Genomic DNA, 22,451 nt, shown 5'->3' with positions numbered 1-22,451 from the left:
TTAACTCCGTCGTAGAAATACGACTACCATGTCAAACAAATCATCAAGCCTGCTATGAAAACTCAGTGAAATAAGTGTGATCTACGACTTGCTTGTACGGATCACTTCCACTTTTATCAAAAATAAAAGAAACACCAAAATGTACATATGACGCGCCTGGCAGGATATCCACCGCCTGCGTGTGAAACCAGTTATGCCAAGTTCCGTCCTGCCACATGGCATCCGGGGAAATAATATACTTATGCGGGCTATCTGGATATTTCGTAGCCATCGAACATTCGATATTTGCCTTGTTCCCACCACTCTGACCATTAAGTCTCGTAATTCTATACTGCAAGGTAGAGATCTCGACTGTATTTGCTTTTTTCTCTAGCTGATAAGTCAACTCACCTCTAAAGTTATCTTTTTCCCCAATAATCGTTTTCGTCACTGCTGCTCTGGAGCCTGCTCTGCGCAATGCCTGCTCCCCTGGACAAGTCATGCTGAATTCTCGTTCTTTTCTTGCCTGCGCCTTCAAACGATCTCGCTCTGCTTGTTCTTGAGGATCGAGAGTTTCGTCACTGAAATCGTCTGGTGAATTCAAGTTGAAGTCATTCATTGCCGACCCCCTGAAAGTATTTGAATGGTTGCGAGAGCCAGTAGAGTCCAAAGGCGCTTTCGTGCCTACCTGTAAAATCTGACAGTCCCGACAAGCGGTAACTCTTCCCACAACCCTGTCCGGCAGCGTCCTGCAAGTCGTAACAGCGGGCTACGACGCCTTGTGCCATTGCCTACAAATCCCTCAGAATCCGCCGGCTTGTGCGCCTCGGCGTTGGCCCGTAACTTGATCCCCGTCGCTGCCAATCAGCGGCCGGGTTTAGTCGCCCGGGGTCTTTAGTACGTTGCGCATAAGCGTCATCCAGTCGGGTATTCCCTATCCCCGCACTCGATGGTGGCTGTTCGCAGGGCGCTCTCGGGCGCACCGGTACGTACTCCCGGTCGACTAACCTGCTTACAGCCGCCACCCTTTTTCTCGTTTAGTCGCGAGCCAGATGGTGGCCCTAACGACGAGTACGAAATACATGAAGAAGCCAGTTCCAAATCCCCCTTCGGACACCGACCCAAAGGACCCGACCGATCAACCCGATCCGGTTTCCCCCTACGCTTCAATCGATTCAAAGAAACTCCACGACGCAGCCCACAAGGCCCTCGACTTCTACCTCAATCCCAAGGCCGAAAAGCCGCGCAATTCCGTGGATCGCGGCATGCAGATGTTCAAGGTCGATCCCGAGATCAATTCCGAGGCGATTGCCATCCAGACCTACGAGACCTTTTCCTCGGTCAGTATTCTGCTGCTGGACCTGGCCGACAGCCTGGACGACAAGCCGCGGCACCTGGCGATGGCGATCTATCAGTTGAGCGAGATGGGGTTGCTGCTGGCGGAAAAGACGCTGGATAACGAGCGGGCGATTGCGATAGGCGCGTAACAAAAAAGGGTCATGACCGGTGGCAGGTCATGACCCTTTTGTTTTATCAGGCCGAAGCCGGCAACGGCTGAAAACTGAAGTACTGCTTCAACGCCTCGACCAGTTGCCCGTATTCCGGCGGCGTGCGGAAAAGGCTGAAACCGGCGTCGTAATGCCGGGGCGTGGCGTCTTCATGGCACCACAGGCAGCAGGCGCTGAGATCGATCACCTGCTGGCAACCATCGCCCACGGGGATCTTCAGACGCAATTTGAATTCGGCACCGATCATCATCGGCAACTGGCTGATGAGCATCAGCCCGTCTTCGGAGACGTTGCCCAGAAAGCCGATGGGTTTGTCGGTGACGCTGTTGAACACTCGAAGAAAATACGGCAACTGGTGCCGTTCGATTCGACGGTCGGTAAACATGAGCGTATCGCCATGCAGGGCCCGACAAACGGGCCGCACTGTGCTTCGGAACGAACCTGCCCGACAGGCCCGCTCTCCCCGCTTCCGGTGTGGCGCTCGCCACGTACTTCTCATGCCAGTCGCAGGTGTTGCGCCGGTACAGAGTGCATCTGCACCGGTGTCATTCGACTATAGCTCACCTTGTACAGCCGGCCAGCTTTTGTATGACAACCGCCATCAGAAGCGGGCGGGTGGCACCACGGCGGCGCTGCGGGTCGGGTAATGGCCCAGACTCTGCAGGGTTTCCAGTCGCGCACGGGCGCGGTAGGCGTATTCGCTGTCGGGGTACGAGGTAATGATGAACTGGTAGGTCTGCGCCGCATCGACAAACATTTTTTGCCGTTCCAGGCACTGACCGCGCATCATCGACACTTCCGGCCACACGTAAGGGCGGGCGCGGCTGGCGCGTTCGACCTTGGACAGTTCGAGCATCACCTGCTCGCAATTGCCCCGGTCATAGGCGCTGTAGGCGTTGTTCAGATGATGGTTCATCGACCAACGGGTGCAGCCCGAAGCGGCGAGGACGCTGAGGGCAAGGGCGGCAATGGGCAACAATCGCATGGGGGTTCTCCTGTCTTGTGCTCTGTATCGACCCTTTGCGAGAAATCTTCAGAGCCGTTTGCGCCGATTGTCGCGTTCAAAAAAGAAAATCGTAAGTAGTGCAAACGAACAATGACTACACCCTTCGAGCATAGTAGCCTTCGCTGGCGCTTGAACCTGAGGAGTCTTTGCATGTCCGTCCGTCGTACCAAAATCGTCGCTACCCTTGGCCCGGCCAGTAACTCGCCGGAAGTTCTCGAACAGCTGATTCTGGCTGGCCTGGACGTCGCCCGTCTGAACTTCTCCCACGGCACCCCCGACGAGCACAAGGCTCGCGCGAAGCTGGTGCGTGACCTGGCTGCCAAGCACGGCCGCTTCGTCGCCCTGCTGGGTGACCTGCAAGGCCCGAAAATCCGTATCGCCAAATTCGCCAACAAGCGCATCGAGCTGAAGATCGGTGACAAGTTCACCTTCTCCACCAGCCATCCGCTGACCGAAGGCAACCAGCAGGTGGTCGGCATCGACTACCCGGACCTGGTCAAGGACTGCGGCGTGGGCGACGAGCTGCTGCTCGACGACGGCCGCGTGGTGATGCGCGTTGAAACCGCCACCGCCACCGAGCTGAACTGCGTGGTGACCATCGGCGGCCCGCTGTCCGACCACAAAGGCATCAATCGTCGCGGTGGCGGCCTGACCGCTCCGGCCCTGACTGAAAAAGACAAGGCCGACATCAAGCTCGCCGCTGAAATGGAAGTCGACTACCTCGCCGTGTCCTTCCCGCGCGACGCCGCCGACATGAACTACGCCCGTCAACTGCGCGACGAAGCCGGCGGCACCGCCTGGCTGGTGGCGAAGATCGAACGCGCCGAAGCCGTAGCCGACGACGAAACCCTCGATGGTCTGATCAAAGCCTCTGACGCTGTGATGGTTGCCCGTGGTGACCTGGGTGTGGAAATCGGCGACGCCGAGCTTGTGGGCATCCAGAAGAAAATCATTCTGCACGCACGCCGCCACAACAAGGCGGTGATCGTGGCGACCCAGATGATGGAGTCGATGATCCAGAACCCGATGCCGACCCGCGCCGAAGTGTCCGACGTGGCCAACGCCGTGCTCGACTACACCGACGCCGTGATGCTCTCGGCCGAATCCGCTGCCGGCGCGTATCCGCTGGAAGCCGTGCAGGCGATGGCGCGCATCTGCGTCGGCGCTGAAAAGCATCCGACCAGCAAGACTTCCAGCCACCGTATCGGCAAGGAATTCGAGCGCTGCGACGAGAGCATCGCACTGGCGACCATGTACACCGCCAACCACTTCCCGGGCGTGAAAGCGATCATCGCGCTGACCGAAAGCGGCTACACCCCGCTGATCATGTCGCGCATCCGTTCGTCGGTGCCGATCTACTGCTTCACCCCGCACCGCGAAGCCCAGGCCCGCGCGGCGATGTTCCGTGGCGTGTACACCGTACCGTTCGACCCGGCTTCGCTGGCACCGAACGAAGTCAGCCAGAAAGCCATCGACGAGCTGGTCAAGCGCGGCGTGGTGGAGAAAGGCGACTGGGTCATCCTGACCAAGGGCGACAGCTACCACACCACCGGCGGCACCAACGGCATGAAGATCCTGCACGTGGGCGACCCGCAGGTCTGAGTGACCGGTTGCTGAAAACGAAAAGCCCCGCCATGTGAATGGCGGGGCTTTTCGTTTCAGGACTTTCAATGCCGCTTGATGAACCCGGTCAACGCCGCCAGCGCCTCCGGCGAGCGCAGCCGCTGGGTGAACAGCGCGCCCTCCTCCTCGATTACCTTGCGAATCAACTCGCGATCCGGCGCCCGCATCAATTGCTTGCTGATGCGCACCGCCTCGACAGGCAGCTCATCAAACCGCAGCGCCATCTCTCGTGCTTTGGCCAACGCGGCTTCGCCACTGCCCAGTGCCTCGGTGGCGATCCCCCATTGCGCCGCTTGCTCACCGGTGAAGCCTTCACCCAGCAGCAACAGCTCCGACGCTTTGGCCTGCCCGAGCAAACGCGGCAGGATCAGGCTCGAACCGAACTCCGGGCACAGCCCGAGATTGACGAACGGCATGCGCAACCGCGCATCCCGCGCCACGTACACCAGATCGCAATGCAGCAACAGCGTCGTGCCGATCCCCACCGCCGCCCCGGCCACGGCGGCGATCACCGGTTTGCGGCATTCAAGGAGTTCGAGCATGAAGTGAAACACCGGGCTGTCGAGGTCGCTCGGCGGTTGCTGAATGAAATCGGCGATGTCGTTGCCGGCGGTGAAGCACTCGGCGCTGCCGGTGATCAGCACGGCGTTGATCTCGGGGTCGTGATTGGCTTGCTTGAGCGCTTCGGCCAACTGGCTGTACATGGCGCGGGTCAGGGCGTTTTTCTTGTCCGGGCGGTTGAGGCGCAGGGTCAGCAAACCGCGTTCGCGGTACAGCAGGATGGCTTCGGGCATGGCAGGTCTCGCGTCTGAGAATTCAGCGCTCAACCACGGCTCAGGAAGACATCGGCCAGCAGTTGATTGCGCGGCAGTCCGGCCAGGAACAGACGCTTGGCAAAGGCGTCGACGCTGGCAGTCGAGCCGCAGACTAAGGCCAGGGTTTGTCGGGAGACAAGGCGCAGTTGCGCCAAAGCGCCCGGCAACTCGGCCGCCGTCCACCATTCGACGCTGAGGTTCTCCCGCTGCGCGGCCAGTGCTTCAAGGGGTTTGGCCAGATAATGCCCGCGCTCGTCATGGGCCAGGTGAATGACGCGGATGGCGCCCCGATGATCCTGACGCAAGGCTTCGCGCAGCACACCGAACAACGGACCGAGGCCGGTGCCGGCGGCCAGCAGCCACAGCGGCCGGTCGTGCCAGTCCGGGTCGTAGTGCAGCGCGCCGCCGCGCAGTTCGCCGAGGCGGATCGGGTCGCCGATCTGCAAGCGCCGGGCTGCATCGCTGAATTCGCCGGGCTCGCGACAATCGAGGTGGAATTCCAGAAAACGGTCTTCTTCCGGCAGGCTCGCCAGCGAATACGGCCGCGCGATGTGACCGGCCCACAACACCAGATGCTGGCCGGCGCTGTAGCGCAGCGGTCGCTGGGGTGTCAGGCGCAGACGCAACACGCTGTTGCCGAGCCAGTCCAGCGCTTCGACCGTGGCCGGGCGACCGTCGGTGACGGGATCGAAGGTGTGCACCTGCAAGTCCTCGATCACCTGACACTGACAGGCCAGCCGCCAGCCCTGATCACGCTGTTCGGCGCTCAGGGCGTCCGGGCGACTGTCAGCAGGCAAGCCCTGCACGCATTGCACCAGGCACGCGTGGCAACTGCCGGCGCGGCAACTGTAAGGCACCGCCACACCGTTCTGATTGAGAGCGTCGAGCAGGTTGCTGCCCGCCGCCACCGACCACTGTCGTTCACCGACTCGCAGTTCAGGCATCGACGTTCTCCCACGCGGCGGCACAACGGTTGCGCCCGTCACGCTTGGCCCGGTACAGCGCCTGATCGGCGCGCTGCAAGGCGTCGTCCAGATCATCGCCCAGTTCCAGCAGGGTCATGCCGGCGGACAGGCTCAGGTTTTTCACATTCAGGCCCACCAGTTCGACATCGGTGAAGGCGATGCGCAGCCGTTCGCAGCAAGCGGTCAGTCGTTCCGCGTTGCAATCGGGCAGCAGCACCACGAATTCCTCACCACCATAACGCGCCAGCACGTCGCCGTCGCGCAGACAGGCTCCGGCCACGCCGGCGAACGCCTGCAAGACTTGATCGCCGGCGGCATGGCCGTGCAGGTCGTTGATACGTTTGAAGTGGTCGAGGTCGATCAGCGCCAGACCATGCACCACGTCGGCTTCCATCGCGTTCAATTCGCGGGTGGCCAGGCGCAGGAAATGCCGGCGATTGAACAGCCCCGTCAGTTCGTCGGTGGCCACCAGGTCTTCGAGCTGGCGCATCATCCCGCGCAACGTGTCCTGATGCGCCTGCAAGGCAAAGCGGCGCTGGCGCATGCGTTGTCGTGAGGTCTGGACGAAACGCGCGTAAATCACCAGCCAGGCCAGCACGATCAGCAGGATGCAGGCCTGCAACGCGGACTGCGCCGGATCGTGCAGCCGGAAGTGGTAACCGTCCCACAGCGTGATGGCGCAGAAGCTGAAGAACACCAGCATCGCGCAACGCACAAAGGCCCGCCGCGACAAATGGAACAGGCCGAACAGCAGGATCAGCACATAGAAGACCAGGAACTCGCCCCGCGCTTCTTCCAGATGCGCGATCAACCATGTCTGCCAGCCAAGGCCGAGCAGCACTTGCGCTTCGGTCAGGCTCGGGTCGGAGAACCGCAGGTTGGCGCCCGAGAAAAACACCGCGAACAGGGTCGCCTGGCTGATGACCACCAGGGCGCTGCCGACGGCGACGCCTGCCAGCGAATCTTCGTAGTGTCCGGTGAAATACGCCAGCCACAGCAGCAGCAAGGCCAATCCGTAGGTGGCTGCAGCGAGGGCGAAGCGTTTGAGCAAAAGACGTTGAATGGCGTTATGGGTCAATCGTTGACTCACCGTGCGATAAGAGGCTGACCGAGTGTCCTACTCTACAGACCGGCTGCCACTTTAGTGGCCCAGTCGATAAATGACCATTGATTTTCGGGCCGGATATTTGGCGTCAAAAAAGCCCTTGAGCCCGCCCCGCCCGCGTTCCCGGAGCGCCCGCCAAAAGCGCCGGTCACGCGTGATTTTTTGTCGGCCTTCACGGCCCCGGAACAGCGCGCCGGACACGCATCCGGAAAATCACGACAACCGGCCCCCGCCATGCGACCAACGAATGACTGCCGGCGCGTGTCACCACCAAGTAGGCGCGGTATACTGCCGCGCCTTTTTAGCGTCGCGCCAGCAGCCCCGGCGTGCCTTGAAAGGTGTCTGCGACCGACCGATGCACCCAAGCCGCAGGCACCTTATTGAATGTTCCCGTCTTTTAGAGGAGCGCGACTCATGACCGTGATCAAGCAAGACGACCTGATTCAGAGCGTTGCCGACGCCCTGCAATTCATTTCCTACTACCACCCCGTGGACTTCATCCAGGCGATGCACGAAGCCTACCTGCGCGAAGAATCGCCAGCGGCTCGTGACTCGATGGCGCAGATCCTGATCAACTCGCGCATGTGCGCCACCGGCCACCGGCCGATCTGCCAGGACACCGGCATCGTGACCGTGTTCGTGCGTGTGGGCATGGACGTGCGTTGGGATGGCGCGACCATGAGCCTGGACGACATGATCAACGAAGGCGTGCGCCGCGCCTACAACCTGCCGGAAAACGTCCTGCGTGCTTCCATCCTGGCCGACCCGGCCGGTGCGCGTAAAAACACCAAGGACAACACCCCGGCGGTCATCCACTACTCCATCGTCCCGGGCAACACCGTGGAAGTGGACGTGGCGGCCAAGGGCGGCGGTTCCGAGAACAAGTCGAAAATGGCCATGCTCAACCCGTCCGACTCGATCGTCGACTGGGTACTGAAGACCGTTCCGACCATGGGCGCCGGCTGGTGCCCACCGGGCATGCTGGGCATCGGCATCGGCGGAACCGCCGAGAAAGCCGCCGTGATGGCCAAGGAAGTGTTGATGGAGTCCATCGACATTCATGAGCTCAAGGCCCGTGGCCCGCAGAACCGCATCGAAGAAATGCGTCTGGAGCTGTTCGAGAAGGTCAACCAGCTGGGCATCGGCGCCCAGGGCCTCGGTGGCCTGACCACCGTGCTCGACGTGAAGATCATGGATTACCCGACCCACGCCGCCTCGCTGCCGGTGTGCATGATCCCGAACTGCGCCGCCACCCGTCACGCGCACTTCGTGCTCGACGGTTCCGGCCCGGCCTCGCTGGAAGCGCCACCGCTGGACGCCTACCCGGAAATCGTCTGGGAAGCCGGCCCGTCGGCCCGTCGCGTCAACCTCGACACCCTGACCCCGGAAGACGTGCAGAGCTGGAAGCCGGGCGAAACCGTCCTGCTCAACGGCAAGATGCTCACCGGTCGCGACGCCGCGCACAAGCGCATGGTCGAGATGCTGAACAAGGGCGAAACCCTGCCGGTAGACCTCAAGGGTCGCTTCATCTACTACGTCGGCCCGGTTGATCCGGTCGGTGACGAAGTGGTTGGCCCGGCTGGCCCGACCACCGCCACGCGGATGGACAAGTTCACCCGTCAGATCCTCGAGCAGACCGGTCTGCTGGGCATGATCGGCAAGTCCGAGCGCGGCCCGACCGCCATCGACGCGATCAAGGACAACAAGGCCGTGTACCTGATGGCCGTTGGTGGTGCTGCTTACCTGGTGGCGCAAGCGATCAAGAAATCCAAGGTCCTGGCGTTCGCCGAGCTGGGCATGGAAGCGATCTACGAGTTCGAGGTCAAGGACATGCCGGTCACCGTCGCGGTGGACAGCAAAGGTGAATCGGTACACATCACCGGCCCTGCGATCTGGCAACAGAAGATCAGCGAAAGCCTGGCGGTAGAAGTGCAGTAAGCGCTTCAGTTGCTTGTGGAAAACCGGGCGGTCAGCGATGACCGCCCGGTTTTTTTTCGCCTGCCGTCAGTCGGCACCTGTCAGATCTGACAGGTGCCCGGCGCATGCCGCTCTGCTAGCGTGACACCTCGACATCTTCAGGTTGCGACGCCATGACCCCGGATGCAGATGCGCTCGTCACTCCTCCCTCTATTGCAAAGACCGCGTCCATTGCAACGAACGGGCGCAGTTGGGGGGAGATGGGTGCGACCGGGCAGCGCTCTTATACCCTGCCCCTTCCGATCCTGAATGCGCGCACGCTCAATCCCGAGTTGCAGCTGGTCTACGACGGTAACGCGGGCAACGGCAAGTGCGGGCTCGGCTGGGATCTGCCGCTGCCCGCCATCTCGCGCAAGACCAGCAAGGGCGTGCCGAAATACGAGGCCACCGATGTCATGCAGGCCGACGGCACCGACCTGCGGCCCGAGCTGACGGCCCGCGGCAGGATCAAGGCAACCCGGCGCACTCGAGGAAAAGGCAAGAACGCCAGAAAATTTTCCGTAGTGCGCTACCTCCCTCGTCTGGAGAGCACGTTCGACCGCTACGAGTTCTGGACACCCGATACCGGCAATCCCTTTTGGGTGGTATCCCGTGCCGACGGCTCGCAACATTGCTACGGCAACACGCCGGAATCCTGCATTTACGACCCTGAAGATCCGACCCGCATTGCCGTGTGGCTGCTGGTGGAAATCAGGAACGTCGTCGGGGAAAACATCTACTTCGAATACAAACCCGACGACACCGAGGCTGACCCTCGCTTTGACTATCGGCCCCAGCGCTACCTGCGTCAGGTCTGCTACTGCAACAAGACCGCCAGCACCGGTCTTCTGTGCCTTGAACACCCGAGACCGCAGGATCTGGACTGGCTGTTCAGATTGATCGCCTGCTACGGCGAACGTGTCACCGGGCTGGACGAAAAACCGGCATTCGACCCGACTCAGGCATGGCCAGCGCGCAGCGACCCTTTTCGCATGCATCGCTATGGGTTCGAGGTGGGCACCCGGCGCCTGTGCCGGCAGTTTCTGTTGTTCAATCACACCGGCCCCACTCCAGTGCTGGTCCATCGTCTGCTGCTGGAACACGAACCCACACCGCACCGGTACAACCACCTGAAAGCCGCGCACTACATGAGTTACGACGCCACAGGTCGCGTCAGACACATGCCGCCCCTCGAATATTTTCATGAAGCGCTGATACTCGACACCACCCCCAAACCTTTCCTGCAACTCGACCACATGCCCGGCCTCAATGACGGCCAGCCCTACCATTGCGTCGATCTTTACGGCGAAGGCGTGCCCGGTTTTCTCTGCCAGTACGACGGTGCCTGGTATTACCGCGAGCCCTTGCGCGGAGAGCCCGGCAGTGACGAAATCGTCTACGGCCCCTGGACCTTGCTGCCGCTGATTCCAAATGCAGACAGCAGCAAAACGGTGGTGCAGATCCTCACCGACCTCACCGGTGACGGGCGCCTGGACTGGATCGTCGCGCAACCCGGTGGCAGCGGGTACTACACGCTCAACCCGGATGGCAGCTGGTCGTTGTTCAAGCCGTTCAACCGGTTTCCCGTGGAGTTTTTCCATCAACTGGCACATCTGGGCGATCTGAGCGGCGATGGCCTGGACTCCATGGCCCTGATCGGCCCGAACAGCGTGCGGGTGTATGCCAATGTTCGGGAGAACGGCTTCGCGCCCGGCAAGGATGTGCCGCATACCCCGGATCGTTTACCGCTGTTCAGCGACACCCGAACCGAACTTGTGATGTTCGGCAACCTGCACGCCAGTGACCTCTCGGGACTGTGCCGGATTCGTCACGACGGGATCGAAACCTGGGCCAATCTGGGCCATGGCCGATTCGGCAAGGGGGTAGCGATCAGTCCGCTGCCCTTTGCGTATCAGCATTTCAATGCCGATCAGATTAGATTCGCCGATCTCGACGGCTCCGGCGCACCGTCGTTGATCTGTCTGTGCTCCGATCACTTCGAGATCTACTGGAATTACGGGGGCAATACCTTCGAGCAAGTCCCGCTCATCGTTGCGTGGCCCGACGGCATTCGCTACGACAACCTCTGCCAGGTGACCTTCGCCGATCTGCAAGGCATCGGCTGCGCCAGCCTGTTGTTCACCAGACCGCACATGACACCGCAGCACTGGGTGTATCACTTCGTCAGTGAACGGCCCTACATGCTCACTGGCTGCAACAACAACATGGGCTACGGCGCAACCCTGAAACATCGCAGCAGTGTGCAATTCTGGCTGGATGAAAAACGTCTGGAACTGATGGCGCGCCGGCGTCCGGTCTGCCTTCTGCCCTTTCCCCAAATGGTGCTTCACTGGTTGCGCCAGGACGATGAAATCACCGGCAATTACCTGATGCAGTTCCACGAATATTTCGAGGGCTACTACGACGGTGTCGAGCGCGAATTTCGCGGTTTCGGCAAAGTCTGCCAGACCGACAGTGAGCTGGAACCGGGCAAGGCCGAAAGTGGCCATACGGCGCCGATGCGGGTGACGCACTGGTTTCATACCGGCCGAAGCATTGATCTTGTCTTGAAAGGTATCTGCGAACTCGACGATGAGATCACGCCACTGGGGCACACCCTCATTTCAGAATTCGATGCCAGAGGCCGAAAGGAGCAACCTCGCAAGCGGCGCAAGGCCGACGACGATCATGAAATTGCCTATGCTCTGGCCGGTCGCGCTCTTCGCACCGAAGTCTGTCAGGCAGACGATCCCGCCCCGGCACGTCTGTTTTCCCTGAGCGAATTTCGCTATCGGGTGCGGGTCGTCAATGACAACCCGTCCAGTTTGCTGGTGCTGGAACAGGAAACCCGCAGCCATCAATACGAACGCTTCATGGACGACCCGAACTGTCAGCATGCAGTCAATCTGGCGTGGGATGAGTACGGCCAGCTGACTCACGGCTTCACGGTCGCCTGTGCTCGCCGCCGCACCGAGACGGACAAACCGCCCTTTGATCGAGAAGACCAGCTTCGGGCCTGGGTGGACAGTCACGATGAGCAGCAACAGTACTTTTATCTGACGGAAACACTCGCCGCCTTCATTCACCTGATCACCGACGGCCACTGGCTGCTCGGTTTGCCCTGGCGCCAGCGCAGCAACGCAATGAGTCTGCCAAAGGGCGCACTGCCGGGTGGGCTGCGAGCGGCGGACATCAGTTTCGAAAACTTCGACCGGTATAAAGACAGTGCCGAATGGACGACCGCGTGTGAATTGACCTCGCTCTCGCAACACACGTATCTGGAATCCGCCGGCGAGATGCTTTACCCGCCGCAGGCCGGGCCGACCGAGCAGGCCGTGTTCGACAAAAAAGCCCTGGAGGCTTACGACGACGTCCCGATAGTCATTCGGGACGAACTGAGAAAAATCGGCTACTCGCCCATGAAGCTGTTCTACCCGGAGGATCCTGCACAGGATCTGCTGCAAAACCTGTGGTCAGCGCAAAGCGGTTTTTTCACCTACGCCGATGCCAGCGGTTTTTACCATGTCACCGAGGTGCAGCAGACCGCCAGCCATGGTGTGACGCACATCACCTGGGATACAGACCATCTGCTGACCATTGCCATCACCCTGCCGGACGGCTGCGTAACATCGGTGACATACGACATGCACACCCTGCAGCCGCTCAGTGTCACCGATCCCAACGAGAACATTCAGGAAGTTCTTTATGACGCAGGCGGTCAGCCCCTGGTGCACAGTTTTCATGGCAGCGAAGAAGGATTGCCGGCCGGGTTCGCGCCTTTGTCCGCTTACCCGCCGCAGCCTGATACGAGCGTCAAATTTGCCCTGGCCAATCCAAAAACCGTGCTGGCATCTGCCGCCAGCGTGGTACGCACCGAACTATTCAGCTGGATGCCGTCGCTCCCGCGCAAAACACTGCCGCTCAAAAGAAAGGAATGGATCGTCAAAGGCCTGATCCTGCCCGACGGCCACATCCGCGCCTCGGCGCTGCGCTGGCTGAACCAGCGCAAAAAACGCACCGCCAGCGAACAGACCCTGCTCAAGATCATCCACACCGCCCTCAGACAACCGGTGCACAGCCTGAGCCTGGTTGCCGACCGCTATCACACCGACCCGCTGCAACAGATTCAGATGACGATCAGTTATGTCGACGGCTTTGGCCGCGAGTTGCAAAGCAAACAGCTCGTCCCGCCGGGCGATGCCCTTGTGGCCACCCCCGAGGACACTCTTGTGACTGGCGCCGACGGCAAGCCGATCGAACTGCCAGCCATTCAACGCTGGCGGGTCCAGAGACGCGTGGAATACAACCACAAGGGCGAAACCATCCGGGTCTATCGGCCTTATTTCCTCAACACCCATCGCTGCATAAACGACAGCGCGATGCGCCAGCACGGCTACCACGACCGGATGTTCTACGACGCTCTGGGCCGGCCGATTCAGACGATCAATGCACTCGGTCATCTGGCGTTCGACGTCCTGCATCCGTGGTTCAAGCTCAGCTACGACTTCAATGACACAGACGACTCGCCACCGGCCAGGCCCGCGAAAAGACCGGCGCCTGCAAGACCCGCAAAACGGACCAAGTCATGAATGCCGGCGTGCACCATCTCACACCGACGCTGTCGGTCATCGGCCCTCGCGGCGAAGCTGTCAGACAAGTCGAGTATCTGCGCACGGTGGCCGGAGAAGAGGTGCGCGCGTTCATCAGTCGTCTGCAATATGACGCCGCCGGTCATCTGGTTGCACAACGGGATCCGCGTCTGCCTACGCCCACCAATACAACAACGGTGTACAGGCTGGACGGCATGGCGCTCAAGACCCTCAACGTCGACGGTGGCGAAAACACGATCCTGCCAGGACTCGGCGGCGAGCTTTTGCAGAATCGGGATGCGAACCGCAATCACCGGGAGATGACCTACGACCCGCAACTGCGTTTGCGCAATGTCACGGAAAACGGGCTGCCGGGTTTCGAAAGCTTCAGCTACGACAATGCTTCGGCGGACCCGACGTACAACCTGCGCGGGCAAATGACGGAGCTGAGCGACCCCTCGGGTACGGTCCACATCAAAAGCTTCGCCATGGGTGGTCAGTCACTGGAAGAGATCCGCACCTTCGTGGATGGCAAGGCCTGCACCAGCCGTCAGCGCTACAGCGCCACCGGTGCGCTGCTGCAAACCACCGACGCCGGCGGGCATGTTCAACAATCGGCCTACGACATCGCCGGGCAGCTTGTCCGCGTACAACTGCAACTCAGCGGGCAACCCTTGCAGGGCATTTTGAACGGCGCGGACTACAACGCCGCCGGCCAGATCACCGAACAGCGGCTCGGCAATGGCGTGACCAGCCACTGGCACTACCGCGGGGCCGACGGACGCCTGCTTCGGCAGTATGCGCAAAGGGCTTCGGAGCCGGCGATTCAGGATTTCGAGTATGAATATGACGCCGCAGGAAACGTCACCCGCATCATCGACCACACCTATAAACCGACGTTTTTCCGCAACCAGCGGGTCGACGGTGAACGCACATTTGGCTATGACTCGGTGTACCGCCTGACCCGCACCACCGGTTACAGCGACGCCCCGCCCGCGGACAATCCAGGGCGCCCGCAGCCCACCGATCCCAATGACCGACGCAACTATGTCGAGTCTTTCGAATACGACGATGGCAACAACCTGAAAAAACTGACCCACGTACGCGACGGCAACACCTACACCCGCGAGATGTTCATCGACCCTGCCAGCAATCGCGGTGTGCGCTGGAAACCGGGAGACCCGGCGCCTGACTTCAGCACCCTTTTCGACCGCGCCGGCAGTCTATTGGCCCTGCAATCCGGCCAGCCAATGAACTGGAACAGCCGCAATCAGCTGGCATCTCTGACGCTCGTAGAACACGCCAGCGGCCCGCCGGATCAGGAGCTGTATCACTACAGCCAGGGAGCGAGGGTCTACAAACGTCACGAAATCCACACCAGCAAGGTCAGCCACGTCGAGGAAGTGCACTACGTGGGCCGTCTGGAAATCCGCAGCAAAAGCTCGGGTGAAGAATTGCACCGGATCACCGTTGCCACCGGGGTCGGCGAAGTGACGTGCCTGCACTGGGTCGTCGGCAAACCGTCCGGCATCGCTGCCAATCAACTGCGGTATTCGCTGACGGACCATTTGGGGTCGAGCGTTAAAGAACTGGATCAGCAAACGCGTCTGATCAGTGACGAAAGCTACTACGCTTTCGGCGGCACTGCATCGATGGCTCCCGGCTTGCCGATCGAAGCGCACTACAGGTTCAACCGCTATTCGGGCAAGGAAATGGATGTCACCGGGCTTTACTACTACGGGGCACGGTATTACGCGCCGTGGTTGTGTCGCTGGGTCAGCGCCGACCCGGCCGGCACTGTGGACGGGCTCAACCTTTACGCCTTTGTGTCCAACAACCCGCTTCGCTTTGTCGACCCTTCGGGAGATGCGAAGGCGGAGAGCGTCATCATGCTGTACTCGGGTTTTGTATCGACACTGGAAGGCATTGCCGGGCAGACGCTGGTAGAGATCGACAACGTCATCCACCAAAAGAACATCAAGCGGAATCTGCTGGCGAACACGGTTGGCGAAGTGGCCACAGGGATATTCGGCTATGAAGCCGGGAACATCGGCGGAGCGCAGGTCGGGCAGTTCATCCCGGATGTCCGGCACATCGCCTCTCACAGCAGAGTGCACCGCTTGCCCTTCATCGAGGCGGCGACGGGTGGCAACGTCGGCGGAGACATCGCGGGTGGCTTGGCCGCTCCGATCACAGGCTTGGGGCTGATCGGTGCACTCATAACCCAGACTTCAACCATCTCCGTGTCCGCGATCGATAAAGCAATGGGGATCGAGGAAGCCGCCAAAAATATCCAACTCAACTGGCGGAGCATCAAGGATGAACTGATCCACCCGGCGCTCAACTCGGTGCTCAATCCTGAATTCGTGATGGGGCGTCTGGTCGGAGCATGGATATCGATCCTTGGCGGCGCGCTCAATTTGTTTGCCCGCGCCGTTGAAGCCGAAGACATCAAGAACCGCCTCGATCCCGTCAAGATCGGCAAGATCGAAACGATGCTCAGTGAATGGAAAGAGGCCGTAGAGCAACGCTCCACCTGGGCCGAAGCGGCTTTTGATGCATTGGGCACGGACGTCATCAATCCCGTTGATCACATTCCCAATATCACCCACATGACGTCCCGTGAAACGCTCGCGCCGATCACCCGCTCCGGGCTGCGACAACAGACCGGAAAGACGCTGGACTATATCAACCGAATGCAAAACGGCATGACCTGGTACAAGGAAATGGGCACTACCGACAATCAGTTCCTGATGCGGCAACGCGCTGGGCGCCGTTGAACAGACAATGAGCAGCCCGATGAGTCGATCCGTGCATTGGCGCACACCCTCCTTGCAGGTTCACGACCCCCGTGCACTCCAGGTCCGACAGGTCGAATACCTGCGCAGGGTGGCGGATGGGGACGTAGAGTTGCTCATCACCCGCCAAGACTTTGATGCGGCCGGACGACCGGTGGCTCAACGCGATCCGCGCCTGCCGACACCGAATGTCCTCACGTTTTTCGCACTCAATGGTCAGGCGCTCAGGACGGTCAGTGTCGATGCCGGTACAACCGTCATCCTGCCTGGACTGGCCGGGGCACCCGGACATTCCTGGGACGCAAACGGTAATCATCGAATCATGACCTACGATGACCAGTTGCGCCTGTTGACCCTTGAAGAAAACGGCACTCCAGACGTTGAAACGAGGTCCTACGCCGACGCCACAAACGACTTCGACCGTAATCTTCGCGGGCAATTGATCGAACTGAGCGATCCATCCGGCACCGTCGCATTCCACAGTATCGGACTGACGGGCACCGGGTTACATGAAACCCGTACTTTCCATGACGGTAAAACCTTTGCCAGCCGATGCACCAGCAACCCGCTCGGCGTGGTGCTGGAGAAGATCGACGCCGGCGGTCACGGACAGCAATCGACTTATGACATCGCCGGGCAGCTCAATCGGGTGCAGTTGCAACTCAACGGACAGACCCGCTGGCAAACCGTATTACAGGATGCGCAGTACAACTCCGCCGGACAGATCATCGAACAACAGACCGGCAATGGCGTCATCAGTCGCTGGCACTATCGGGCCACCGACGGGCGCCTGGATCGTCACAGCGTACAGACGGATTCGGGACCGGTGCTTCAGGATTTCGAGTATGAATACGACCGGACGGGCAACATCACCCGAATTCTCGATCACGCCTGCACGCCCACCTATTTCCGCAACCAGCGGGTTGATGGTCACCGCGAGTTTCGTTACGACACGTTGTACAGGTTGATCCACGCCACCGGCCATGCCGACGCCCCGCCCTCGGATCACCTCGGCCGGCCGCAGCCGACCGACCCCGCCGACCGACGCAATTACATCGAGAACTACGAGTACGACCACGGCGACAACCTCGTCAAAACCACCCATGTCCGCGAGGGCACCAGTCACACGTTCGAGGTATTCATCGATCCCGCCAGTAACCGTGGCGTGCGCTGGAAACCCGGTGACCCGCCGCCGGATTTCACCCGCCTGTTCGACCCAGCCGGCCATCTGCTGGCGCTGCAACCCGGCGTGCCGATGACGTGGAACAGTCGTGGCGAGCTGGACAAGGTCACCCTAATCGATCGCAACGGCAGCAGTGCCAACGACGAAGAGCATTACCGCTACAGCCAGGGCGAGCGGGTCTACAAGCGCCACGACAGCCACACGACAAAAGTCAGCCATTTCCATGAGGTGCGTTATCTGCCGGGGCTGGAAATCCGCAACAAAGACAATGGCGAAGAACTGCACTTGATCACCCTGCCGCTGGCCAGTGACAACGCCATTTGCCTGCACTGGAAAGCCGGAAAACCGCCAGGCATCGATGCCGATCAACTGCGCTACTCCCATAGCGATCATCTGGGATCGGTCTCGCTGGAGCTGGATCAGCAGGCGCAGTTGATCAGCCACGAAGGCTATCTGCCGTTCGGTGCCACGGCATGGATGGCGGCGCGTGCACTGATCGAAGTGGATTACCGGTTCATCCGTTACTCGGGCAAGGAAATGGATGTCACACGCATGTATTACTACGGTGCCCGCTACTACGCCGACTGGCTGGGACGCTGGATCAGTGCAGATCCGGCGGGGGATGTGGATGGGCTGAACCTGTACGCATTTGTCGGAAACAATCCAATGGTACGGATTGATACCGACGGTCAGACCTGGCTGAGTCTTCCCTCGAACGAAACCACCGAAGAAAGGGATCGGCGCAAGGCCCAGGACAGGGTCGAGCGTTCTCTATACAACGCAAGACAACGGCTGTCGGGCAGCGTCAACCGACACATCAATATCCTTGGAATCTCGATGCGCCGGGCTCGGGAAGCACAACAGCAAATACTCAATCACCGCTCAGGTACCGAGTTCGCATTAGCGATAGCGCGACGGACGACTGTACACATAGTCGGACAAGCCGTGGGGTATGGCGCAGGTGTAGCTGTCGGTATCGGCGCCCAGGCCTTGAATGCTGCGGCCCCCGGAGTCGGGGGGGTGGTTGCGGTCGGAATGGCAATCGCTACGAAAAAAGCGGTCAGTCTGGGCGTGGATTATGTCGCAGAGCGCACGGGAGCAAGCGCCTCGGTCAAATTGAAGGCAAGCAAGTTGTCCCCGGAGAAAATCATCGCCAAAGCCGAGTACAAATCCGTCAACTACTTTGATTACGTTAAACAGAAATTCGCCGACATGAACTTCACTTCGCAGAAAAGCGCATATAAGGGCAGCAAGGAAATTACAAGGTTTGTAACCGGACAGGTTTTGAAACAAACGGTGCCTGAAGTGGCCAGCGTCGCCAGCGCGACGGTCAGTGCGGCGTTGGGCGTACCAGAAATCGTGCACGAGGTCATTGGTGCCGGTACCGAATTGTCTGCAAAGAAAATCGAGCAGCTCGACAACAATCTGGTGGGACTGATAGAGGCTCTCGAGAGGAACATGGATCAAGTGAAAAATGAATTCTCGACCGCGCAGGTCAATGCCATCCACACCTTCAGTTACTTTGGCGACAACGCCGGCGATACCGTTGAAAGCTTGCAAAACGAAACAAACCGGGTGATCAGCGAGTTGCGCTATACACGCACCATGCTGCATTCGCGGTCAACCCGGTTCAGCGCTGTCTGAGCGCCGCGACAAGAATTGAGAGCCCCGGGCGGGCGCATGTTATCGTGCCCGCCCGTCCTGACTTTTCTTGTCCAGCATGCTGCCGACTTCCCGTACCTTGCGTCTGTCGTTGTACACCCTGCTGATCCTCGCTGGCGCCGCCCTCGCCGCGACACTTGCGATCCGTCACGCCGAGCGTCAGGCATTGGAAGAGGACGCCGCGCGGGCCAATCAACAGCTGGCGCTGTACGCCAACTCGCTGCACACCCTGATCGACCGCTACCGCGCCCTGCCCGCCGTGCTGGCGCTGGACCCGCAATTGCGTGCGGCGCTGGCAGGGCCAGTGAATGCCGAGCAACAAGCGGCGCTGAATCTGAAGCTGGAAAAGATCAACGGCGCCGCGCAGTCCTCGACCCTTGAACTGCTCGACCACACCGGCCTTGCGGTGGCCGCCAGCAACTGGCGTTTGCCCAGCAGTTACGTCGGCCACAACTACGGCTTTCGCCCTTATTTCAGTCAGACCCGCACCCAGGGCACCGGGCGTTTCTACGCGGTCGGGGTGACCAGCGGGATTCCCGGGTATTTCCTGTCCAGCGCCGTGCTGGGTGACAACGGCGAGTTCCTCGGGGCGATGGTGGTCAAGCTCGAATTCCCGGAGCTTGAGCGCGAATGGAGTCACGGCAACGACACCCTGCTGGTCAGCGATGCCCGGGGCATCGTCTTCATCGCCAACCAGCCCGAGTGGCGCTATCGCCTGCTGCACCCGCTGACCCCGGCCGATTACCGAGAGATCAAGGCCACTCGCCAATACGACAAGCAGTCGCTGGTGCCGCTGACTCATCTGTCACTGCGCCGCTTCGACGACAACAGCGACCTGCGCCGTGTCGAGGCTCCGCAAGGCACGGCGGATTACCTGTGGGAATCCCTGCCGCTGACCGCCGAAGGCTGGACCCTGCACCTGCTGCGCCGTCCGCAATTGTCCTTCGAAGACCAGCGCAATGCCGGGCTCGCCGCCGCCGGAGTGTGGCTGGCGCTGGTGTTCCTGTTGCTGTTCCTCAACCAGCGTTGGCGTCTGGCCAAGATGCGCCAGCGCAGCCGCGAAGAACTTGAACAACTGGTCGAGGAACGCACTCGGGATTTGCGTACCGCCCAGGATGGTCTGGTGCAATCGGCAAAACTGGCGGCCCTCGGGCAGATGTCCGCCGCGCTGGCCCACGAAATCAATCAGCCGCTGACTGCCCAGCGTATGCAGCTTGCAACTCTGAGGCTGCTGCTCGATCACGGCCGGGTCGATGACGCCTACAAGGCACTCAAACCGGTGGATGAAATGCTCACGCGCATGGCGGCCCTCACCGGTCATTTGAAAACCTTCGCCCGCAAGAGCCCCAGCGGTTTGCGCGAGCGGCTGGACCTGTCGACGGTGGTCGATCAGGCCCTGCAATTGCTGGACGCGAGACTGCGCGACGAACAGGTCAGTCTGGTGCTGCACCTGACCCGCCCGGCCTGGGTGCGCGGCGATGCGATCCGTCTCGAACAGGTGTTGATCAACCTGCTGCGCAACGCCCTCGATGCGATGCATGGCAAACCGTGCAAGCGTCTGGAGATCCGCCTGGAAGCCGACGAGCAACTGTGGCGCCTGAGCGTCATCGACAATGGCGGCGGCATCGCCGAAGAACATCTGGGCCAGGTATTCGATCCGTTCTTCACCACTAAACCGGTGGGTGACGGCCTCGGTCTGGGGCTGGCGGTATCGTTTGCCATCGTCCACGAATCCGGCGGGCGCCTGAGCGCCGAGAACGGCGACAACGGTGCGGTGTTCAGCCTGACCCTGCCAATCGATCTGGAGGCGCACATCTGATGCTCAATGCGGTGATGGTGGTCGATGACGAAAGCAGCATTCGCAATGCGGTCGAACAGTGGCTGAGCCTGTCCGGGTTCGAGGTGCAGCTGTTCAGCCGCGCCGAGGACTGCCTGGCGGCGCTGCCGAAGCATTTTGCCGGGGTGATTCTCAGCGATGTGCGCATGCCCGGCCTCAGCGGTCTTGAGCTGTTGGCCGAGGTGCAGCGCCGGGATGCCGACCTGCCGGTGATTCTGCTCACCGGCCACGGCGATGTGCCGATGGCGGTCGAAGCGATGCGCGACGGCGCCTACGACTTTCTGGAAAAACCCTTCAGCCCCGAGACCCTGCTCGGCAGCCTGCGCCGGGCGCTGGACAAGCGTCGGCTGGTGCTGGAAAACCGCGCCCTGCACGAGCAGGCCGACAATCGCGCGAAACTCGATGCCACGCTGCTCGGTGTGTCCCGTGGTTTGCAGACCTTGCGCCGGCAGGTGCTGGATCTGGCGACGCTGCCGGTCAACGTGCTCATCCGTGGCGAGACCGGCAGCGGCAAGGAGCTGGTCGCCCGCTGCCTGCACGACTTCGGCCCCCGCGCCGAGAAACCCTTCGTGGCGCTGAACTGCGCGGCGATCCCCGAGCAGTTGTTCGAGGCCGAGTTGTTCGGCCATGAGAGCGGCGCGTTCACCGGGGCGTCGGGCAAGCGCATCGGCAAGCTGGAATACGCCGACGGCGGCACGCTGTTCCTCGATGAAATCGAAAGCATGCCGCTGGCCCAGCAGGTGAAACTGCTGCGGGTGTTGCAGGAGCAAAAGCTCGAGCGGCTGGGGTCGAACCAGAGCATTCGCGTGGACTTGCGCATCGTCGCGGCGACCAAACCCGATTTGCTGGACGAAGCCCGGGCCGGACGGTTTCGCGAGGACCTGGCGTATCGCCTGAACGTCGCCGAATTGCGACTGCCGCCGTTGCGGGATCGTCGCGAAGACATTCCGTTGTTGTTCGAATCGTTCGCCCAGAGCGCCGCCCAGCGCTTGGGCCGGACTTTCCCGCCGCTCAGTGGCGCGCAGTTGAGCCATCTGCTGAGTCATGACTGGCCGGGTAATGTGCGGGAACTGGCGAACGTTGCCGAGCGGCAGGTGCTGGGGCTGGATGAACCGGTGCAGGATATCGATCCGGGGCAGTCGCTGGCGGCGCAGCAAGAAGCGTTTGAAGCGCAGTGTTTGCGGGCAGCGTTGACCCGGCACAAGGGTGATGTGAAAGCGGTGCTTGAGGAACTACAACTGCCGAGGCGCACGTTTAATGAAAAGATGCAGCGGCATGGGCTGACCCGGGAAATGTTCGTACCTGAATGAGCGGAAATCCGCTCATTCATTCCAGCTCATCGGCAAAAACCCGCTCAGCAACTCCCCCTCCCCCCTCTAAACCGGCCCTCTCCCCGTTGGCACAGCTCCTGCTATAGCCCCCGCA

General features: G+C 60.8%; 14 protein-coding genes. 8 read left to right on the top strand and 6 right to left on the bottom strand.

Annotated elements, in window-relative coordinates; all coding sequences use genetic code 11:
- Positions 1-52: 52 nt before the first annotated feature.
- The gene (locus ACKLNA_RS12445; RefSeq protein ID WP_408986024.1) at positions 53-598 is read right to left on the bottom strand and encodes a hypothetical protein; all 546 of its coding nucleotides are present in this window, start codon (positions 596-598) and stop codon (positions 53-55) included.
- Between the two features lie 463 nt (positions 599-1,061).
- Between ACKLNA_RS12445 and ACKLNA_RS12440 the strand changes: the two genes are divergently transcribed.
- Positions 1,062-1,466: a DUF6124 family protein gene (locus ACKLNA_RS12440; protein ID WP_119427834.1), complete on the top strand. Its 405-nt coding sequence runs from the start codon at positions 1,062-1,064 to the stop codon at positions 1,464-1,466.
- Positions 1,467-1,512: 46 nt separating this feature from the next.
- Here the strand turns inward: ACKLNA_RS12440 and ACKLNA_RS12435 are convergent, their stop codons facing one another.
- Positions 1,513-1,872: a PilZ domain-containing protein gene (locus ACKLNA_RS12435; RefSeq protein ID WP_119427833.1), complete on the bottom strand. Its 360-nt coding sequence runs from the start codon at positions 1,870-1,872 to the stop codon at positions 1,513-1,515.
- A 216-nt stretch (positions 1,873-2,088) separates the two neighbouring features.
- Positions 2,089-2,472 (bottom strand): tetratricopeptide repeat protein, encoded by a 384-nt coding sequence (locus tag ACKLNA_RS12430; protein WP_408986023.1) that lies wholly within the window; start codon positions 2,470-2,472, stop codon positions 2,089-2,091.
- A 171-nt stretch (positions 2,473-2,643) separates the two neighbouring features.
- Here ACKLNA_RS12430 and pyk point away from each other — a divergent pair, with 171 nt between their 5' ends.
- Entirely contained in the window at positions 2,644-4,095 is a 1,452-nt protein-coding gene (gene pyk, locus ACKLNA_RS12425) for a pyruvate kinase (protein ID WP_085697206.1), read from the top strand.
- A 65-nt stretch (positions 4,096-4,160) separates the two neighbouring features.
- On the opposite strand, the gene ACKLNA_RS12420 is transcribed toward pyk, so the two are convergent.
- From ACKLNA_RS12420 to ACKLNA_RS12410, 3 genes are read right to left on the bottom strand one after another with little or no spacing between them, the layout of a single operon-like run.
- Positions 4,161-4,910, bottom strand: coding sequence for an enoyl-CoA hydratase-related protein (locus ACKLNA_RS12420; RefSeq protein ID WP_408986022.1), 750 nt, complete (start codon positions 4,908-4,910; stop codon positions 4,161-4,163).
- Positions 4,911-4,939: 29 nt separating this feature from the next.
- A complete protein-coding gene (locus ACKLNA_RS12415; protein WP_408986021.1) occupies positions 4,940-5,875 on the bottom strand; it encodes an iron-sulfur-binding ferredoxin reductase in 936 nt (311 codons plus the stop codon).
- The gene (locus ACKLNA_RS12410) at positions 5,868-6,974 is read right to left on the bottom strand and encodes a diguanylate cyclase domain-containing protein (protein WP_408986020.1); all 1,107 of its coding nucleotides are present in this window, start codon (positions 6,972-6,974) and stop codon (positions 5,868-5,870) included. The genes ACKLNA_RS12415 and ACKLNA_RS12410 overlap by 8 nt, the downstream gene beginning before the upstream one ends.
- A 441-nt stretch (positions 6,975-7,415) precedes the next feature.
- Here ACKLNA_RS12410 and ACKLNA_RS12405 point away from each other — a divergent pair, with 441 nt between their 5' ends.
- The 6 genes from ACKLNA_RS12405 (at position 7,416) to ACKLNA_RS12380 (ending at position 22,336) form a co-directional block, all read left to right on the top strand.
- Entirely contained in the window at positions 7,416-8,939 is a 1,524-nt protein-coding gene (locus ACKLNA_RS12405) for a fumarate hydratase (protein WP_007960181.1), read from the top strand.
- 239 nt (positions 8,940-9,178) lie between these two features.
- A complete protein-coding gene (locus tag ACKLNA_RS12400) occupies positions 9,179-13,546 on the top strand; it encodes a SpvB/TcaC N-terminal domain-containing protein (protein ID WP_408986019.1) in 4,368 nt (1,455 codons plus the stop codon).
- On the top strand, positions 13,543-16,326 hold the full coding sequence (locus tag ACKLNA_RS12395) for an RHS repeat-associated core domain-containing protein (protein ID WP_408986018.1): 2,784 nt from the start codon (positions 13,543-13,545) through the stop codon (positions 16,324-16,326). Before ACKLNA_RS12400 ends, ACKLNA_RS12395 begins: the two co-directional genes overlap by 4 nt.
- A 19-nt stretch (positions 16,327-16,345) precedes the next feature.
- A complete protein-coding gene (locus ACKLNA_RS12390; protein WP_408986017.1) occupies positions 16,346-19,171 on the top strand; it encodes an RHS repeat domain-containing protein in 2,826 nt (941 codons plus the stop codon).
- 76 nt (positions 19,172-19,247) lie between these two features.
- Positions 19,248-21,008, top strand: a complete 1,761-nt coding sequence (locus tag ACKLNA_RS12385) for an ATP-binding protein (protein ID WP_408986125.1) — start codon at positions 19,248-19,250, stop codon at positions 21,006-21,008.
- A complete protein-coding gene (locus ACKLNA_RS12380) occupies positions 21,008-22,336 on the top strand; it encodes a sigma-54-dependent transcriptional regulator (RefSeq protein ID WP_408986016.1) in 1,329 nt (442 codons plus the stop codon). The genes ACKLNA_RS12385 and ACKLNA_RS12380 overlap by 1 nt, the downstream gene beginning before the upstream one ends.
- Positions 22,337-22,451 lie beyond the last annotated feature (115 nt).

This window comes from Pseudomonas sp. UV AK001, assembly GCF_046097675.1.
In the GTDB taxonomy this organism is placed as follows: domain Bacteria; phylum Pseudomonadota; class Gammaproteobacteria; order Pseudomonadales; family Pseudomonadaceae; genus Aquipseudomonas; species Aquipseudomonas kribbensis.
Note: the sequence above shows the minus strand (reverse complement) of the source record. Positions and strands in the feature narration are given on the sequence as shown.

Excerpts from the sequence above, each read along its gene's own strand:
- ACKLNA_RS12385 (WP_408986125.1), top strand. The coding sequence starts at position 19,248 with ATGCTGCCGACTTCCCGTACCTTGCGTCTGTCGTTGTACACCCTGCTG.
- ACKLNA_RS12430 (WP_408986023.1), bottom strand. The coding sequence starts at position 2,472 with ATGCGATTGTTGCCCATTGCCGCCCTTGCCCTCAGCGTCCTCGCCGCT.
- ACKLNA_RS12440 (WP_119427834.1), top strand. The coding sequence starts at position 1,062 with ATGAAGAAGCCAGTTCCAAATCCCCCTTCGGACACCGACCCAAAGGAC.
- ACKLNA_RS12380 (WP_408986016.1), top strand. The coding sequence starts at position 21,008 with ATGCTCAATGCGGTGATGGTGGTCGATGACGAAAGCAGCATTCGCAAT.
- pyk (WP_085697206.1), top strand. The coding sequence starts at position 2,644 with ATGTCCGTCCGTCGTACCAAAATCGTCGCTACCCTTGGCCCGGCCAGT.
- ACKLNA_RS12420 (WP_408986022.1), bottom strand. The coding sequence starts at position 4,910 with ATGCCCGAAGCCATCCTGCTGTACCGCGAACGCGGTTTGCTGACCCTG.
- ACKLNA_RS12395 (WP_408986018.1), top strand. The coding sequence starts at position 13,543 with ATGAATGCCGGCGTGCACCATCTCACACCGACGCTGTCGGTCATCGGC.
- ACKLNA_RS12400 (WP_408986019.1), top strand. The coding sequence starts at position 9,179 with ATGGGTGCGACCGGGCAGCGCTCTTATACCCTGCCCCTTCCGATCCTG.
- ACKLNA_RS12390 (WP_408986017.1), top strand. The coding sequence starts at position 16,346 with ATGAGTCGATCCGTGCATTGGCGCACACCCTCCTTGCAGGTTCACGAC.
- ACKLNA_RS12435 (WP_119427833.1), bottom strand. The coding sequence starts at position 1,872 with ATGTTTACCGACCGTCGAATCGAACGGCACCAGTTGCCGTATTTTCTT.
- ACKLNA_RS12445 (WP_408986024.1), bottom strand. The coding sequence starts at position 598 with ATGAATGACTTCAACTTGAATTCACCAGACGATTTCAGTGACGAAACT.
- ACKLNA_RS12405 (WP_007960181.1), top strand. The coding sequence starts at position 7,416 with ATGACCGTGATCAAGCAAGACGACCTGATTCAGAGCGTTGCCGACGCC.
- ACKLNA_RS12415 (WP_408986021.1), bottom strand. The coding sequence starts at position 5,875 with ATGCCTGAACTGCGAGTCGGTGAACGACAGTGGTCGGTGGCGGCGGGC.